Annotated in this window: 15 protein-coding genes; 8 read left to right on the forward strand and 7 right to left on the reverse strand. The window is 70.5% G+C overall.

Annotated elements, in window-relative coordinates; all coding sequences use genetic code 11:
- The first annotated feature begins 113 nt into the window (after positions 1 to 113).
- From ACEXOR_RS07860 to ACEXOR_RS07880, 5 genes are all read left to right on the forward strand, one after another.
- The gene (locus ACEXOR_RS07860) at positions 114 to 2,573 is read left to right on the forward strand and encodes a helix-turn-helix transcriptional regulator (protein WP_374848935.1); all 2,460 of its coding nucleotides are present in this window, start codon (positions 114 to 116) and stop codon (positions 2,571 to 2,573) included.
- Positions 2,574 to 2,627: 54 nt separating this feature from the next.
- Positions 2,628 to 2,912, forward strand: a complete 285-nt coding sequence (purS, locus tag ACEXOR_RS07865) for a phosphoribosylformylglycinamidine synthase subunit PurS (protein WP_374848937.1) — start codon at positions 2,628 to 2,630, stop codon at positions 2,910 to 2,912.
- Positions 2,909 to 3,607 (forward strand): phosphoribosylformylglycinamidine synthase subunit PurQ, encoded by a 699-nt coding sequence (purQ, locus tag ACEXOR_RS07870; RefSeq protein WP_374848938.1) that lies wholly within the window; start codon positions 2,909 to 2,911, stop codon positions 3,605 to 3,607. Before purS ends, purQ begins: the two co-directional genes overlap by 4 nt.
- A 105-nt stretch (positions 3,608 to 3,712) precedes the next feature.
- A complete protein-coding gene (locus tag ACEXOR_RS07875; RefSeq protein WP_374848939.1) occupies positions 3,713 to 4,687 on the forward strand; it encodes a hypothetical protein in 975 nt (324 codons plus the stop codon).
- A 103-nt stretch (positions 4,688 to 4,790) separates the two neighbouring features.
- On the forward strand, positions 4,791 to 5,303 hold the full coding sequence (locus tag ACEXOR_RS07880; protein ID WP_374848940.1) for an O-acetyl-ADP-ribose deacetylase: 513 nt from the start codon (positions 4,791 to 4,793) through the stop codon (positions 5,301 to 5,303).
- 116 nt (positions 5,304 to 5,419) lie between these two features.
- On the opposite strand, the gene ACEXOR_RS07885 is transcribed toward ACEXOR_RS07880, so the two are convergent.
- From ACEXOR_RS07885 to ACEXOR_RS07905, 5 genes are all read right to left on the reverse strand, one after another.
- A complete protein-coding gene (locus ACEXOR_RS07885) occupies positions 5,420 to 6,868 on the reverse strand; it encodes an APC family permease (protein WP_374848941.1) in 1,449 nt (482 codons plus the stop codon).
- A gap of 198 nt (positions 6,869 to 7,066) precedes the next feature.
- Complete coding sequence (locus tag ACEXOR_RS07890; protein ID WP_374848943.1) at positions 7,067 to 8,323, reverse strand: GtrA family protein; 1,257 nt, start codon at positions 8,321 to 8,323, stop codon at positions 7,067 to 7,069.
- Between the two features lie 3 nt (positions 8,324 to 8,326).
- Positions 8,327 to 9,328, reverse strand: coding sequence for a phosphodiester glycosidase family protein (locus ACEXOR_RS07895; RefSeq protein ID WP_374848945.1), 1,002 nt, complete (start codon positions 9,326 to 9,328; stop codon positions 8,327 to 8,329).
- A gap of 97 nt (positions 9,329 to 9,425) precedes the next feature.
- Positions 9,426 to 9,839, reverse strand: a complete 414-nt coding sequence (locus ACEXOR_RS07900) for a VOC family protein (RefSeq protein WP_374848947.1) — start codon at positions 9,837 to 9,839, stop codon at positions 9,426 to 9,428.
- A gap of 124 nt (positions 9,840 to 9,963) precedes the next feature.
- On the reverse strand, positions 9,964 to 11,157 hold the full coding sequence (locus tag ACEXOR_RS07905) for a MarP family serine protease (RefSeq protein ID WP_374848949.1): 1,194 nt from the start codon (positions 11,155 to 11,157) through the stop codon (positions 9,964 to 9,966).
- Between the two features lie 96 nt (positions 11,158 to 11,253).
- Between ACEXOR_RS07905 and ACEXOR_RS07910 the strand changes: the two genes are divergently transcribed.
- The 3 genes from ACEXOR_RS07910 (at position 11,254) to ACEXOR_RS07920 (ending at position 13,747) form a co-directional block, all read left to right on the forward strand.
- Positions 11,254 to 11,739 carry a glutathione peroxidase gene (locus ACEXOR_RS07910; RefSeq protein ID WP_374848951.1) on the forward strand — a complete coding sequence of 162 codons (486 nt, stop codon included), beginning with the start codon at positions 11,254 to 11,256 and terminating at the stop codon, positions 11,737 to 11,739.
- Positions 11,740 to 11,830: 91 nt separating this feature from the next.
- Positions 11,831 to 12,856: a cell wall-binding repeat-containing protein gene (locus tag ACEXOR_RS07915; RefSeq protein ID WP_374848953.1), complete on the forward strand. Its 1,026-nt coding sequence runs from the start codon at positions 11,831 to 11,833 to the stop codon at positions 12,854 to 12,856.
- Positions 12,857 to 12,886: 30 nt separating this feature from the next.
- Positions 12,887 to 13,747, forward strand: coding sequence for a putative protein N(5)-glutamine methyltransferase (locus tag ACEXOR_RS07920; protein ID WP_374848955.1), 861 nt, complete (start codon positions 12,887 to 12,889; stop codon positions 13,745 to 13,747).
- Positions 13,748 to 13,923: 176 nt separating this feature from the next.
- Here the strand turns inward: ACEXOR_RS07920 and ACEXOR_RS07925 are convergent, their stop codons facing one another.
- Positions 13,924 to 14,979 (reverse strand): zinc-dependent alcohol dehydrogenase, encoded by a 1,056-nt coding sequence (locus ACEXOR_RS07925; RefSeq protein ID WP_374848957.1) that lies wholly within the window; start codon positions 14,977 to 14,979, stop codon positions 13,924 to 13,926.
- Positions 14,979 to 17,486 (reverse strand): ATP-binding cassette domain-containing protein, encoded by a 2,508-nt coding sequence (locus ACEXOR_RS07930; RefSeq protein WP_374848959.1) that lies wholly within the window; start codon positions 17,484 to 17,486, stop codon positions 14,979 to 14,981. The genes ACEXOR_RS07925 and ACEXOR_RS07930 overlap by 1 nt, the downstream gene beginning before the upstream one ends.
- Positions 17,487 to 17,492 lie beyond the last annotated feature (6 nt).

A 17,492-nucleotide genomic window follows, 5' to 3' on the forward strand; every position in this document is an offset into this window, starting at 1 on the left:
AACATCAGGTGTTGAGTACAGTTGCGGCAACGGCAAGTCACGGGTGGGTATCGACTCGCGGGGTCGTCAGCGAAGAAGAGATGCACCGTTCGTGCTGACCGTGGGGGTTCAGGATGCCGGAGAACAACCGGAGACCAGCAAGAGACACCGGGGGCGACGATGTCGTCGGCCTCGATCGGAATGCGAAAGAGGTGGCGGCACGGCTGGCGCGAGGCGGCAGCGTCGTGGTGGTGGGCGAGCTGGGCACCGGCAAGAGCCACCTGTCCCGGGCGGTGATCACGCAGCTGCGCGAACGCGGGCTCGACCCGGTGCTGGTGCGCGGGGCGCGACCCCTCGCGAGCACCCCGTTCGGTGCCCTGCAGGCCGTGGGCGACCGGAGGCTGGCGCCCCTGATCGACCGGAACGACGAACCGGCCGACGGCCCCCCGCTCGTGCTCGTGGTCGATGACGCCCACACGCTCGACGACGACTCGCTCCGCGTGATCACCGACGCCGTCTACGACGGCAGGGTGCGCGCGCTGCTGTCGATCACCTCGGCGCCGACGAGCGCCCACCCCACCACCATGCCTCCGGCCGTCGCAGCCCTGTGGCTCGATGGCCTTGCCGAGCGCCACGACCTGCAGCAGCTCGATGACGAGGTGGCCGACGCCCTGATCACGTCGTTCGTGGGCGAGCACGTGCTCGACTCCGTGGCCCGGGCCGTGATCACCGTGCGGTCGGCGGGTTCCCGGATGCTGCTGCGCGAGTTCGCCCTCGACGCCGTGGAGGCCGTTCGCCGCGGGGAGGATCCGCTCGACCCCCGCCGCGCGCCGCGAGCCGGGTCACGGCTGTCCGACGCCATCCGGACCGTCGTGAGCGAGTACACCGAGGAGGAGTGTCTGGGGCTCGCCCTCACCGGCCGGCTCACCGGCATCGAGTTCACCACCCTCAGCCGGGTGGTGGCGCCCGAGGCGCTCGACGCTCTCCTGCGCCGACGTGCCGTGCGCACCGACGGTGGGCCGCAGCGGCTGCTGTACCCGAACGGGCCCCTCGCGCTGGAGGCCGAGCGGCAGCTGCCGGCCGGACTGCTCGACGCGACCCTCGACGCCCTGATCACCGAAGCGCTCAGCGGGCGGCGGGGGCGGCCGAGCGAGCCTGTGATGCGCGTCACGGCGGCGGCCTGGCACGAGGGCCGCGCCGGTGTTCCCGGCCCCGACGACGTCGACCACTGCGTCCGCGTGCAGGTGCTGTCGACCGCTGCGCGCTCCGCGAACGCCGAGGGCCGTGCCGATCTGGCGCTCGCCTACGTGGAGATCTGTCATGAGGAGGTGCCTTCGCCGGCGCTGCAGCTGCAGGTGTCGCGCGCGCACGCTCGACTGCGGCGCTTCGACCTGGCCTACGCCGCGCTGAGCGGACTCGACGCCACGACCATGCCGACCGACGATCTGCGCCGGGTGGTGCGCTGGTGGTCGACCCTGATCGGGTGGCAGCCGCTCGGCCGCGAGTTCGCGGAGATCGACGAGTGGCTGGCCGCGGGCGGGGTGACCGACCCGAGTGTGCTCTGCGAGCTCGCCGAGCAACGTGCCGAGGCGGCCTACCTCGAGATGGACTGGACCGAAGCCGCTCAGCGGGCCGCCGCCGTGCTGAACGTGCGGGAGGCCCACGTGCTCGTCCGCCTGAGGGCGGCCATCGTGGCGGCGATGGCCCTCGGGCAGCTGGGGCGCGGGCGCGCCGGCGTCGACCTGCTCATCACCGCCGACCGGCTGAACCGCGATCCGGTCACCGGCAACCCGGTGTCGGTGCTCGCCGAGCTGGCGCTGATCTGCTTCCAGGCGGTCACCGGCCTGATCGCCGACGCCATACCCCCCGGCCTCGAGGATCACTTGCGCCAGGCCGTGTCGATGGCCGCCCAGCGCAAGGACCGCAGCGGTCTGGTGCTCTCGGGCATGGTGTCCGGCGTGGTGCTCGGCTTCGCGCGCGGTGACGACCACCACAGCGACCGCGAGTTCGAGGCCGCCCTCGGTCGGGTCGACCGCATCGAGTTCGCCGTGTTCCGGCCGCTCATCGCGCACCTGCGCGCCAGCGCGCTCGCCCGGCTCGGACAGGCCGAGCAGGCGCGGGCCGTCATCGACGACGTCGACATCGAGCAGCTGAACCAGCACCGCCTCTTCCGCTACTCGCGGCGGGTCGCCGAGTTCGACGTGGCGCTCGCCGACGGTGATCTCGCGGGGGCCGAGGCGGCTCTCCTGGGCGCCGAGGACGAGCGCGCGGCCGGCGACCCCTCATCCGCCCCGTCACTGCTCGAAGAGCTGCGGATGGCCGCACTGCTGCAGGCGCTCGAGCGGGGCAGCGGCCCGCACCTCACCGCGGTTCCCGCTCTCGCCGAGCCGGAGCCCCGGGAGCTCACCGAACGCGAGCACGAGGTCGCGCTGCTCGTCGCGCGGAGGCTCAGCAACAAGGAGATCGCGCAGCAGCTCTACCTGTCGGTGCGCACCGTGGAGTCGCACATCTATGCCGCCCGAGGCAAGCTCGGCGCGGGATCCCGGCGCGAACTGGGACTGCTGGTGGCCGAGACCGAGGGCAGGAGGCACTGAGCGGGCGGTAGACTGGGGGCCGTCCTCCCCCGACCACTCGCCAGGAGCGCCTCCGTGCCGAAAATCGTCGTCGACGTCATGCCCAAAGCCGAACTCCTCGACCCGCAGGGCAAGGCCGTCGCCGGCGCCCTGGGCCGGCTCGGCAAGTCCCAGTTCACCGGCGTGCGCGTCGGCAAGCGCTTCGAGCTCACGGTGGAGGGCCCGGTAGACGAGGCCACCCTCGCCGATGTGCGGGAGATCGCCGACGAACTGCTGTCGAACTCGGTGATCGAAGACGTCGTGAACATCACGGTGCTCGACGAGGCCGGCTCGCACAGCGCCGCCGGAGCGCTCGCGTGACCCGCGTCGGGGTCATCACCTTCCCCGGTTCGCTGGACGACCGCGACGCCCAGCGCGCCGTACGGTTCGCCGGAGCCGAACCCGTGGCCCTCTGGCACGGCGACCACGACCTGCAGGGCGTCGACGCCGTGGTGCTGCCCGGCGGCTTCAGCTACGGCGACTACCTGCGCTGCGGCGCGATCGCGTCGCACTCGCCGCTGATGCGCGAGGTCGTCGAGGCCGCCGAGCGCGGAGTTCCCGTCCTCGGTATCTGCAACGGCTTCCAGATGCTCACCGAGGCGCACCTGCTGCCCGGCGGCCTCATCCGCAACGACCACGGCAGCTTCATCTGCCGCGACCAGGTGCTGCGGGTCGAGAACACCTCCACGGCGTGGACGAACGCGTTCACCGAGGGCCAGGAGATCACCATCCCGCTGAAGAACGGCGAGGGCGGCTACATCGCGTCGGCCGAGACGCTCGAGCGCCTCGAGGGTGAGGGGCGGGTCGTGTTCCGCTACCTCGGCGTCAACCCCAACGGCTCGCTGAACGACATCGCCGGCGTCTCGAACGAGCGGGGCAACGTGGTGGGTCTGATGCCGCACCCCGAGCACGCCATCGAGGCCGGCTTCGGCCCCGACACCGCCGTCGCCATGCGCTCCGGCGTCGACGGGCTCGGCGTCTTCGCCTCCGCCCTCCGCGCCCTCCTAGCCGCCTGACCCTCTCCCCTCCCCCCTGCCCACCTTTGTAAGCGACAGATCCTCACTTCTGAGGTATGGTGTCCTCTGCTCGTCGAGCAGACCCATCCATACCCAAGGAGATCCATGTCGACCACGACCTCACCTTCACCCTCACGGCGCAGATTTGCCGCACTCATAGCGGGATTCGCCGTCCTGCTCGCACTGGTGTCATTCATCCCCGCCCAGTCCGCGTCAGCTCGAGGCTGCGTGCTCGGTCCGAGTCTCGGCGCCGCCGCGAAGGCGGCCGGGGTCAGCTGCCCCGATGTGGAGGGAAACGGCTCCACCGGCGGCGAGAGCGGTGCCTGGGGACCCGCCAACGGCGGGTGCAAGTTCGGCTGGGACGCCAGCCAGCTTCCCGCCGGCATGCTCGACTTCCTCGATCGAGGCTCGGCGTTCCACAACGAGTATCCATCGACGGGCGGGTCGCGCATCACGACGACCACCTACCGTCGTGAGGGCAAGACGGTAGGGCAGGTGAGCGTCCACTACTACCCGAGCGACAAGACGTTCATCATGACGATCAATGTGTACGGGCGCGCGGGTAACAAGTCCGAGTTCGCCTACTTCGATTGTGCCGACTCGCGAGATGGCGCCATGTACGACAACATCCCGGGCAGCCCGACGATCGTCATGTCCGCTCCGGGCACGGCAGTCCCGGTCGGGGTCGAAGGCTATGTCGAAACCCGAGGAACCATGACCGCGGTTCCCGACGGACGGTACCTTCTCCGTATCGACGTGACGAACACCGGCTCGCAGGAGGGTTTCGCCGACGTCTACCTCGGCCTGAACGGATACTCTGTCGACAGCGTGGTCTCGCTGCCCCGGGTCGCCCGGTGTGCGCCCTACCAGGGCCTGATGTGCACGTTCGACACCCTGCTGCCGGGTCAGACGCTGTCGATGCTCATCGCCGTCCGAGCGGAAGGCGATGATTCAGTCACCTCAGCCATCGACGTCGACGTCACGGCGCTCGGAAGAAAGAAGGTCGCAGATGACGTCGGCTCCGCGCCGGTCAACCGCACTGTCGTGACGCAGAACCTGTACCAGGTTCTGCGTCCGTAGTCGCAGGCGGTCACCACGCCCCAGGGGGCGGTCTGGGTGGGGAGGTCGAAAGAAGACGTCGAACTCACCTCATCCCGGCCGCCCCAGAGCATAGGGTCAGCCTATGAGCGAAGCGATCACCATCGTGCGGGCCGACATCACCACGATGCAGGCCGACGCGATCGTGAACGCGGCCAACAGCTCGCTGCTCGGCGGCGGGGGCGTCGACGGCGCCATCCACCGCCGGGGCGGGCCCGAGATCCTCGCCGAGTGCCGGGCCCTGCGCGCCGGCCCGTACGTCGACGGCCTCCCGGCCGGGGATGCGGTGGCCACCACCGCGGGGCGGCTTCCCGCCCGCTGGGTCATCCACACGGTCGGCCCCGTGTACAGCCGCACCGACGACCGCTCGGCGGTGCTCGAGTCGGCCTACCGCCGGTCGCTCGAGGTGGCCGGCGAGCTCGGCGCCGCATCCGTCGTCTTCCCCGCGGTGAGCGCCGGGGTGTACGGCTGGCCGCACGCTGATGCGGCGCGCATCGCGATCTCAACCGTTCGGGCGAGCCCCTACGCCGGGGCGGTCGCCTTCGCCCTCTTCAGCGCCGACATGGTGGCAGTGTTCGAGGCAGCCCTGGCGTCCTGACGGCCCGCCCGGCCCTCGAACCGTCGCAACCCGCCCTCTGAGAGGCGCGGAAGGGCGGTTTGCGACGGTTCGGCGCCCGCAGGGCGGGGGGGGGGGGGGGGAGCGGGGCGGGCGGGTCAGTCGGCGTCGGGGCCGCGCTGGACCGCGGTGAGCGACGTGGTGTCGAGCGTGGCCGCGCCACCGTACCCGCTGCGCCGACGGTGCAGGAACGTCACGAGCCACAGCACCACCCCGAGCACCAGCAGGATGCCCGCGATCTGGTACTGCTGCGGGTCGCGCCCCGAGGTCCACGGCAGCACGAGGTAGAGGCACGCCACGGCGCCCACCACCGGCAGCACGGTGGGGGTGCGGAAGTGCCCGTGGTCCACGGGCTTCCGCCGCAGCACCAGCACGCACACGTTCACCACCGCGAACACCGCCAGGAGCAACAGCGAGGTGGTGCCGCCGAGCAGCACGGCGATGGGGTTGGCGGGGTCGATCGACACGAACGCCGTCAGCCCCAGCGCGATCACGGTGGTGAACAGGATGGCGGCCCACGGAGTGCGCCGCTTCGGCAGCACCTTCGACAGGAACGGCGGCAGCACACCCTGCTTGCTCATGCCGTAGAGCAGCCGACTCGCCATCATCATGTTGATCAACGCCGAGTTGGCCACCGCGAACAGCGAGATGAACGGGATGAGCGCCGAGATCGGGAAGTCCGGTGCCGCCGTCTGCACCACCGTCACGAGCGGGGTGTCGTTTCCGGCCAGCTCCCCCACCGGAACGATCGCCACGGCCACCACCGACACCAGCACGTAGATCACGGCGGTGATGCCGAGCCCGGTGAGCATCACCTTCGGGAAGATCTTCGAGGGGTTCTTGGTCTCCTCGGCCATGTTGACCGAGTCCTCGAAGCCCACCATGGCGAAGAACGCCAACGACGTGGCGGTCGAGATGGCGAGGAACACGTTCTTGTCGTCGGGCGTCTCGAACGCCACCACCCGCGAGAAGTCGGCCTGCCCGCCGAAGATGGCGAAGAAGCTGATGAAGATCACCAGCAGCAGTCCCGACAGCTCCACCAGGGTGAGCACCACGTTGAGCCCCACGCTCTCGGCCACGCCCCGCAGATTCACCACCGCGATCAGCAGCATGAACGACAGGGCGATCACGAGCGCGAGGCCCGGCCCCTTGCCCAGACCGAACCCGATCGCGAAGTTGCTGGCGAACGCCCCGGCCGCGGCCGACGCGGAGGTGACGCCCGACGACATCACCGTGAAGCAGATCAAGAAGGTCACGAAGTGGATGCCGAAGGCCTTGTGCGCGTACAGGGCGGCACCGGCGGCCTGCGGGAACTTGGTCACCAGCTCCAGGTAGGAGCACGCCGTGATGGTGGCCACCACGAACGCGATGAGGAACGGCAGCCAGGCCGCACCACCCACTTCGGCGGCCACCTGACCGGTGAGGGCGTAGATCCCGGTGCCCAGGATGTCGCCCACGATGAAGAGCAGAAGGAGCTTCGGCCCCATCACTTTCTTGAGTTCGGACTGGGTCTCCGGCGAGCCGGTCGACGCGGACGTCGTCGTCATGCACCCCAGCATGCACCCGTTAACCTTCGTTCGGCATAATGCCCCTATGGCGAAGAAGACGAAGACGGCACTGAAAGACCTCGTGAAGGCCCTGGAGAAGCACCAGGAGGTGCTGGCCGACCGCAAGAGCGGGGACGGCAAGCGCAGCCGGGCGGCCAGCCGGGTCCGCAGCGCGACCATCGCCTACGCCTCGGCCATCTACTCCCGCAACGGCGGCAAGAGCCCCTTCCTCGACCTGCCCGACCCGGGGCTCGACGCATCGACGGTCGCCTCGCTGAAGGCCGAGAAGGCGGCCCTCGACGCGAAGCAGTCGGCCAAGAAGTCGTCGTCGGAGCTTACCGAGCCGGCCGCCGACGCGCCCGCCGCCGCCGACTCCGCAGCGGCAGAGCCCGACGCCGGCACCGAACACCCCTCGGCCTGACCTCGCCCGGCGGCGAACACCACCCGCCGCTGCACGGCGAACCCCACCAGGTACAGCGTCGCCTCGGTGACCAGCTTCGCGACGAGCAACGGAGCACCGGCCGCGGTGAGCAGTTCGAGCAGGCCCACGTTGGCGGCCAGCAGTACGGCGACGAGCGCGGCGTAGCGCAGCGCATCCTGAACCGCCGGCCGACGCGACCGCTTCCGGAAGACGAACCGCCGGTTCACCGCGAAGTTCACCGAGGCGCTCACCACCCTGGCCCCCACCGCCGAGAGCACCAGCGAACCGGTGACGGCGACGAGCAGCTGCAGCAGCAGCACGTCGACCACGAAGGCCGCGGCCGACGAGGCGGCGTAGCGCAGCAGCGGCCGCAGCACCCGCCACGAGTCGACCACCGGCCGGAAGTGCGAGGAGGCGTTGCGCTCGAGGTACACGGTGTCGATCTCGAGCTCCTCGATGCGGTGGCCGGCCGCGCGCGACTCCAGCAGCACCGCGAGCTCGTACTCGAAGCGATCGCCCGGCAGTCCCACGAGCCAGGGCAGCAGGCCGGGCGGATAGGCCCGCAGCCCGGTCTGGGTGTCGCCGAGCCGGAGCCCCGTCGCCAGCCGGAACAGCCCGCACGAGACCGCGTTGCCGAAGCGGCTGCGGGCCGGCACGTCGCCGGTGAAGCGCCGCCCGCCGAGAACCATGGTCGACGGATGCGCGCGGGCCGCCCGCTCGGCCGCGCCGGCCACGCGCAGCACGTCGGCCACACGGTGCTGCCCGTCGCTGTCGGCGCACACCACCACCTCGCCGGGATGATGCCGCAGCGCGTGCCGGAACCCGGTCTTCAGGGCAGCTCCCTTGCCGCGGTTCACGGCGTGCCCGATCACCTCGGCACCGGCGGCCCGGGCGAGATCGAAGGCCAAGTCGTACTCGGCGCCGCTGCCGTCGTCGACCACGAGCACGGCCGCGTGCGGAGCCGCCGCCCTCAGCTCGGCCACCAGGTCGACGAGGCGGGCATCCGGTTCGAAGGCGGGGATGAGCACGAGCACGGCTCAGCCCTCGTTCGCGATGTAGAGGATGTCGGAGGTGCCCCGCTCGTCGGAGGTGCCGTTCGGGTCGTTCACCACCTGGCCGTCGAAGTACATCGTCGACGAGCCGCCGCCATCGAGGTTGTAGGCGGTGGTGGCGCCGAGCGACTGCATGATCTGGGCGAGGCCGGTCATGGTGACACCCGCGCTGTGGCCCGCATTCCGGCCGTCGACCACCACGAACACGAGGTGGTTGTCGTCGATCACGCCCACCGCGGTGCGCGGCTGCTCACCCTGGATGGTGTGGTTGCCGAAGTTGGTGTCCACCTCGACGCTGTCGATTCCGTCGACGATCTCGCCGCCCTCCACCAGGGCGGGCCCGAAGCTGAGGGTGTTCCAGACACCGTCGGCCACGAGCTGGTCGGCGGTGGTGGCGGTCTCGTCGTACACCTTCACGGTGCCGTCGGAGTAGAAGGCGAGCCCCTCGCGGGCGCCCTCGTCGCGATACACGACGCCGTTGCGGATGACGATGCCCGTGTCGCGGAAGCCGTAGTAGTCGCCGTTCACGGCGAAGATCGCGTCGTTGTCCTCGGCGGTGGCCGAGGTGGTCTCGGTGATGTTCTGCCCGAAGGAGTCGTCGGCGAAGGCCGAGCGGAGCACGGTGGCGTCGCCGAGGGTGACGTCGGCGACGTAGTAGGTGACGGTGTCGTCGCCGGATCCGGTGGTGACGGTGGAGAGCTGGATGTCGGCGTCGTCGGACGTGTAGCTCGTGGGGGTGGTGGTGACCGTGCCGGCGTCGCCGCTCGTGTCGTCGTCGACCGTGGCGGCCGTTCCCGACTGCGCGGCCTGCTCGGCCTCGTACTCGTCGACGTTCGCGATGGCCACGTGCGGCACCAGGTACCGCTCGGCGGCCCACGCGGCGCCGCCGCCGAGGCTGAGCGCCACCACCAGGGTGGAGGCGATGACGACGGTTCGGCGGCGCGACCACCGCCGCCGGGTGGGGGTCTGTTCGTTCTCGGTGTGCATACCTCCTTGCTACGCACCGAGTCCAGGCGCCCGCCTCGACGGAGCTTGCACCGCCTTATGAGTTGCTATCGGCCTCCGATGAGACCTCGGCCGCGCGTCACTCGGGCGAGCTGCCGATGTTCACCATCCAGTGGATGCCGAAGCGGTCGGTGAGCATGCCGAAGCTGTCGCCCCACGGAGCGGGCACCAGCGGCTCGTCGATCCGGCCGCCCGCCGCCAGGGCGTCGAAGTAGCCGTGCAGCTCGCCGGAGTCGGTGCCGCTCAGCGACACCGTGATGTTGTCGCCGACGGTGAGCTCCATCTGCTGCGGGGTGTCGGCCGCCATCAGCACGAGGCCGTTCGGCGAGGTGAGCTGGGCGTGCATGATCTGCCCCTCCTCGCCGGGCGCCACCGGCATCCCGAAGTCGGAGAACGTGTTCATCCGCAGGTCGCCGCCGAACACCGAGTGGTAGAACTCGATGGCCTCCTTCGCCTGGCCGCGGAAACTGAGGTACGGGTTGAGAGTGGTCATCGTCGGTTCCTCCTCGTGGTCGTGGTGGTCGTGCGGTCACGGTAGCAGAGCATGTGAACGGTGTACACATCTGTGCGATGAACGGATGCCGCGGCATCCGTCGCCCGCACCACGACCATCGAGGTCAGCCGGCGCAGGCTCCCGACGACACGGGCTCGGTGGCGCCCGCCGCCGCCAGCACGGGCGCGATCTCGCCCAGCGTCATGGCGTAGCCGGTCTCGGCGTCGATGGTCGACCGTGCGAACACCACGCCCACCACCTGGCCGTCGACGTCGAACAGGGGGCCGCCCGAGTTGCCCGGCAGCACCGTCGACCGCAGCGAGTAGATCTCGCGGGTCACGGGATCCTGGCCGTAGATGTCGCGCCCCACCGCGTCGACCACCTCGCGCACCCGCGACGGCACCACGGAATAGGGCCCGTTCTCGGGGTAGCCCGCCACGACTGCGGAGTCGGCCGACGCGAGGTCGGTGCCGAGCGGCAGCGGATCGACCGGCAGACCGGGCACGTCGAGCACCGCGAGGTCGCGGTCGGGGTCGAACACCACCAGTCGCGCGTCGAGCAGCTGTCCCACTCCGCCGAGCTGCACGAAGAGCTGCTCCGATCCCGCCACCACGTGGGCGTTGGTGACGACCCGGTCGCCTGCCACCACCCAGCCGCTGCCCTCGGCGTCGGAACCGCAGCGCGGGGCCGACGACAGGATGCGCACGACCCCCGTGGATGCCGCGTTGACGGCATCCGGAACATTCGGATCGGGCTCGGGCGCACCCTGGATGCTCTCGTCGCCGAACGCGAACACCTGCGGGAACCCGGCGTCGTCGAGCACCTGCCCGAGACTGCCGAGCGCGCTCTGCGACGGAACCGGGGCGAGCGAGTCGAGGGTCGAGACCACACGCGAGGACGCCACCGCCTGGGTCACCGGAGCGAGGCCCGTGGTCTGCAGGAACCCAGCGAGCAACCACACCACCACCGCCCAGGTGGCGAGGCCCAGGATGCCGCCGCCGAGCGAATCCAGCCCGCGGCCGATGCGCACCACCCCCACCACGCGTCGCAGCAGCCCCGCCACCAGCGAGAGCACGCCCACCGCCAGCGAGATGCTCAGGATGAGCACGGCGGCCGCGGCGAGGGTGCGTTGCAGACTGCTGCTCCAGCCGAGCCCGGCAAGCCAGTCGACGGCCGGCGGGGCCGCGACACTCGTGATCAGACCGCCCGCGACGATGCCCACGAGGGAGGCTGCCGTGACGAGGGCGCCACGGCGCCAACCGCCGATCACGGCGAGCAGGGCGAGCGCGAGCAGCACGAGGTCGATGAGGATGTCCATGTGGGTCTCATGGTAGGGACGCGGGGTTGGTCGAGCCTGGGAAGCGGGGCCCCGATTGTGGGGCTCGCTGTCGGACTGGATGGGTAGAGTGACGCCATGACCGCTGCGCTGACCGAGATCCCCCTCACCACGATCGACGGGGGCACGGCGACGCTCGCCGACTACGCGCCCGTGAAGCTCATCGTGAACGTGGCGTCGCGCTGCGGCCTGGCGCCGCAGTACGAGAAGCTCGAGGCACTGCAGAAGCAGTACGAGGCGCGCGGATTCACGGTGCTGGGGTTTCCGAGCAACCAGTTCCTGCAGGAGCTCGGCGACACCGAGAAGATCAAGGAGTACTGCTCGCTCACCTGGGGCGTCACGTTCCCGATGTTCGACAAGGTGAAGGTGAACGGCCGCTCGGCACACCCGCTCTACCAGGAGCTCACGAAGACCCCCGACGCCGACGGCAAGGCCGGCCGCGTGAAGTGGAACTTCGAGAAGTTCGTGGTGACGCCCGACGGCACGGTGCACCGCTTCCGCCCGTCGACGGAGCCCGACGACCCGGCCATCGTCGCGCTCATCGAGGCCTCGCTGCCCGCCTGAGGTTTCTGAGCTTTGCTCGCTTAATACGCGGTTCTCCAGTACCGTCTGGTTTGACCGGCACCCGCCGGCATCCCGATCGAACGGAGACCCCATGCCTCGCCGCACTCTAGCGACCCTCGCTGTCATCGCCGGCTGCTCCGCCATCCTCGCCGGCGGGGTGATCGCGCCGGCCGGTGCGGCCACTCCGGGTGTCGAGAGAATCAGCGGCGCAGACCGGTACGCGGTATCGGCCGCCATCTCGGCCAACACCTTCACTGGGCCCGACCCGGTGCCGATCGCCTACGTGGTGTCGGGCGAGGTGTTCTCCGATGCCCTGTCGGCGTCGGCACTCGCCGGCCTGCGGGGCGGCCCGGTACTCCTCACCACGAAGAACGCGGTGCCGGAAGCCGTGCGAACCGAGCTGTCGCGCATCGATCCGGTGAAGATCATCGTTCTCGGCGGCGCAGCCACCATCAGCGACGCCGTGTACCAAGAACTTCGTAAGCTCTCGCCCACGGTCACCCGGATCGGCGGGGCGGACCGCTTCGAGGTGTCCGCCAGTGCCGTGCACGACTACTACTCGGCGACGACGCCTCGTCCCGCCGTGCCGATGTCCTTCGTGGCATCGGGTGCCAACTTTCCCGACGCCCTGTCCGGTGCCGCAGCAGCCGGTCATCTGAGCGGTCCGGTGCTCCTCACCAGCAAAGATCGCCTCCCCGATTCGGTGCTCACCGAGCTGAAGGAGGAGAAACCGAAGAGCATCCGAGTACTCGGAGGTCCGAACAGTGTCGACCAGTCGGTGATCGATACGCTCACGAGTGGGGTCACCACGGACACAGCCCGTGTGCCGGGGGCGGATCGATTCGCCGTCTCGGCGAAGATCTCCGAGACCAGCTTCGGGGAGAGGGTACCGGTCGTCTACATCGCGTCCGGCGAGGTCTTCCCCGATGCGCTCTCCGGGTCGGCCGCGGCCATCGCCAAGGAAGCGCCGGTGCTTCTGGTCACCAAGTCGGCCATCCCCGGACTGATCGCAACCGAGCTGCAGCGTCTGAAGCCGGCGAAGATCGTCGTTCTCGGCGGAACGAACACCATCGACGCCGCGGTGGAGGCACAGCTCGGGGGCTTCGTGGTGAAGTGATGAGGTATCGTCGCGCGTAGAGTGTGCGCGATGAACGGCAACGACAGTCGCGGGGAGCGCGAGCGGATCGCGGGCGAGCTGCGGCGGGCCGGGTGTGTGTTCGCCGAGGAGGAGGCCGACGTCATCCTGCGGGCCGCCGGGGGCGACTCGGCGGCGGTGCGGCGGTTCGTCGCCGAGCGGGTGGGCGGCCGTCCGCTCGAGCACGTCGTGGGGTGGGCCGAGTTCGCCGGGCTGCGCGTGGTGGTGGGGCCGGGGGTGTTCGTGCCGCGGCGGCGCACCGAACTGCTGGTGCGGGTGGCGGTGGCGGAGGCTCCGGCCGGGGCCGTGGTGGTCGACCTGTGCTGCGGCTCGGGCGCCATCGGGGCGGCCATCTCGGCCTACGGTGACGGGCGCATCCGGGTCGCCGCCTCGGCCGACGGGGAGCCGACTTTCGTTCTCGGCACCCCGCATCCGGCCTCCACCCCGGGGTTCGAGGTGTACGCAGCCGACATCGACCCGGCTGCGGTCGCGGCCGCACGGCAGAACCTCGGCACCGGGCGGGTGTTCGAGGGCGATCTGTACGAGGCGCTGCCGGCCGGGCTGCGGGGTCGGGTACACGTGCTCGCGGTGAACGCGCCCTATGTTCCCACCGAGGCGATCGGCATGATGCCCGCCGAGGCGCGGCTGTACGAGGCCGCCGTGGCCCTCGACGGCGGGGGCGACGGCCTCGACGTCCAGCGACGCGTGGTGGCCGGCGCCGCGGAGTGGCTCGCGCAGGGCGGCCGACTGCTGATCGAGACCAGCGAGCAGCAGGCCCCGCTCACCGCCGCACTGTTCGAGGCCGCCGGGCTACGCCCGCGGATCCAGCGCGATGACGACCTCGATGCGACCGTGGTGGTCGGTACGCGGTGACGCGCGACGCTGCAGGTCAGCCCTTGTACGGGGCCTTGACCATGGCGATGAGTGCGGCGACGCCGAGCCCGCCTGCGATGAGGGTGATCAGACCGACCACGCCGATCAGTACTGCTCCGACCATGAGCGCCTCCTAGAACGTCCGCTCCAGCCTATCAATCGGCAGGCCGCCCCTCTCACGCCCACGGGTCGATCAGCACCTTGCCGTCGAGCTTGCCCTGCACGAGCAATTCGAGCTGCTCGCCGAGCGCCGACAGCGGCACCACGTCGACCAGCAGCTCCGGCCCCACCACGCCCTCGGCGAGGATGTCGAGCGCCGGGCCGAGGTCGTCGTCGCACACGTGCGCGAGGCTCGACTCGATGGTGACCTCGCGGAACACGAGGGAGTGCACGTCGAGCTCCGGCTTCGCCTTCGGCAGCCCCACGGCCAGCACCCGCCCGCCGTCGCGCACCAGCGACACCGCCGTGGCGAGCTGGCCGGGGGCCCCGCTGGCCTCGATCACCACGTCGGGACGCACCCCGCCGAACGCCGCCACCACCTCGTCGGCGAGCGCATCCGAGGGGCTCACCACGGCCGCGGCACCGAAGCGCAGCGCGCGCGCCTGCTTGGGGCCGGGGAACTCGACCACCACCACCGACGCGTCCACGAGATGACGCAGCCCTGCGAGCACGAACGACGCGATCGCCCCGCCGCCGATGATGAGCACGCGGTCGCCGGTGCGGGCGCCCGAACGCCGGGCGGCGTGGATGCCGACGGCGAGCGGCTGCGCGAGCGCGGCGTGGTCGAACGACAGCCCCTCGGGGATGCGCGCGAGCGTGCGCGCCGGCACCGCCACGTACTCGGCCATGCCTCCGTCGGTGCTGAGACCGAACGTGTAGTAGCGCTCGCACAGGTTGGTGCGGCCCTCGAGGCAGCGCGCGCACGTGCCGCACCACACCCCGGCCCCGCTCGCGACACGGTCACCGGGCTGGAAGCCGGTCGACGCATCCGCCGTCACCACCTCGCCCACGAACTCGTGCCCGGGAACCATCGGGCCCACGTGCCCGGTGACCCGATGGGGCACCGTGACCGGGAAGACCTTCGGGCCCACGGCCCACTCGGTGGCGTCGGTTCCACAGAGCCCGGAGCGCACCACCCGGAGCAGCACCTCGCCGGACCCCGGCTCGGGTGACGGGGCGGGCACCTCGGCGACCCGGATGTCGTGGTCGCCGTGATAGACCGCGGCCCGCATCACACCAGCACCTTGCGCCGTCGCCGCGCCACCGAGTAGAACACCGCGGCGACGAGGATGAGCACGCCCTGGAAGATGTACTGCCACATCTGCGACAGCCCCAGGAAGGTGGTGGCGTTGAGCACCTGGATGAGAAGGATCGAGCCGAACAGGCTGCCCACGAAGGTGCCGCGGCCGCCGAGCAGCGAGGTTCCGCCGAGCACCACCGCGGTGATGCTGGTGAGCGTGTACGAGACGCCCTGGGCCGGATCGCCGACGCCGATCTGGGTCATCAGCACGATGGCGCCGAGGAAGGCGAGCACTGAGGTGGCGACGTAGGCGAACACCACCGTGCGGTCGATGTTCACACCGATGCGCCGGGCGGCCTCCTCGTTGGAGCCGGTGGCCCGCAGGCGCCAGCCCCACTTGCGCTTGCGCAGCAGCAGTTCGAGCAGCACGGTCAGCACCACGAGCAGAACGAAAACCAGCGGCACGGGCCCCACGCGGGTGGTGACGAGCGCCGTGAACGAGCCCGCGATGTAGCCGCCGGGCGAGTCGCGCAGCAGGAAGCTGAGGCCCTGCAGCGCGATGTAGAGCGTGAGGGTGGCGGCGATGGCGGTGAACTTGCCGAACCTGATCAACGATCCGTTGATCAACCCCGTGGCCACCGCGAGCACGAACATCAGCAGGATGCCGAGCCCCATCACCCCGAACGGCTGGCCGTCGTTGACGAAGAACGACCCCACCACCACCAGGAAGCCGGCGAGCGGCCCCACCGAGAGGTCGATGCCCCCGATCAGCAGGGAGATGGTCTGCCCGAGGGCGATGAAGCCGAGGGCGCTCACCAGCATCAGCACCGAGAAGATGTTGAAGTCGGAGAGGTAGCGCACGTTCTGGCTGAAGATGAAGGCGCCGAGCACCGCGATCACGGCCACGAGCAGGGCCGACGGGGCGTAGTCGCCCTGGATGAAGCGGCGCAACGGTGTCGACTTCGCGACGTTCTCGGTGGCCAGCTGCGTGTTGGCGGTGTGCGCCGTCGACGTCACGGCCGACTGCACGATGCGGGTCTCGGTGATCTCGTCGCCCACCAGGGTGCCCACCGCGTTGCCGCGCGACATCACGATCACCTGGTCGCAGAGGCCCTCGAGCTCCTTCGCGTCCGACGAGGCGACCACCACCGGGATGCCGGATGCCGACACCTCCCGCAGGATCTTGTAGATCTCGAGGCGGGCTCCCACGTCGACGCCCTGGGTGGGCTCGTCGGCGACGACGATCGACGGCTCGGAGAGCAGCGCCCTGGCCATCACCACCTTCTGCTGGTTGCCGCCCGAGAGCGAGGAGACCACCGCATCCATCGACGACGCCTTCACGGCGAGCGAGTCGAGCGTGCCGCCCACCGTCTGCACCTCGGCGGCGCGGTTCACGAGAGCCCATCGCTTGAAGCGCTTGAGAGCGGAGACGGCGGCGTTCTCGCGCACCGTGAGGGTCATCATGAGTCCCTCGGTGTGCCGGTCGGCGGGCATGTACGCCGTCTTGCCGAGCAGCTGCGACGAACTCGTCTCCTGGCCGCCCACCACGATGCGGCCGGTGAATCCGTCGAGCCCGGCGAGCGAGCGCAGCAGTTCGCTCTGGCCGTTGCCCACCACGCCCGCGATGCCGAGGATCTCGCCGCGGCGCACCGCCGCCGACACGTCGACGAAGCCGTCTCCGGTGATGCCGTCGAGCACGAGGTTGATGTCGTCGTCGGCCGTGGCGGTGTACTTGGGCGGGAAGGTCGACTCCATCTGCCGGCCGACGATCATGGTGAGCAGCTCGTCGTCGGTGACCTCGTCGACCCGGGCGACGCCGCGGAGCTTCCCGTCGCGCAGCACCGTCACCCGGTCGGCGAGCTGGCGCACCTCCGCCATGCGGTGGGTGATGTAGACGACGGCCGTGCCGCGGGCGACCGCTTCGCGCACCCGGGCGAAGAGCAGGTCGACCGAGTCCTGGCCGAGCGGGGCGGTCGGCTCGTCGAGCACCAGCACGCGCGGTTCCAGCGCGAGTGCCTTGGTGATCTCGAGCAGGTGCTTCTGCGCCACGCTGAGCGTCTCCACCCGGTCGCCCAGGTGTGCCGTCAGCCCCGACTCCCGGATGAGCCGGGTCGCGTACTCCTCCAGCGGCCCCTTGCCCTCGAACACCGAGGCGGGAAGCGCCACCCGCAGGTTCTCGAGGATCGTCATGTCGGGCAGCACGGCCGGGTGCTGGTGCACGATGGCGATGCCGAGCCGGGCGGCGAGCGCCGGGCTGAGCCCGTCGATCTCGTCGCCGTTCACCCGGATGCGGCCGTCGTCGGGCTGCACCGTTCCCGACGCCACGTTCATCAGTGTCGACTTGCCGGCGCCGTTCTCGCCGAGGAGGGCGTGGACCTCCCCCGGCAGCACCTCCAGCGAGACGTCGCTGAGGGCCGAGACCCCGGAGTACGACTTCGAGATGCCGGTGAGCGAGAGAACGGCGACGGTGGTGTCGACGTCGTGCAGTTGTGTGTCCACGGAGTC

Origin of the sequence: Herbiconiux liangxiaofengii (assembly GCF_041927335.1) — a bacterium.
In the GTDB taxonomy this organism is placed as follows: Bacteria; Actinomycetota; Actinomycetes; order Actinomycetales; family Microbacteriaceae; genus Herbiconiux; species Herbiconiux liangxiaofengii.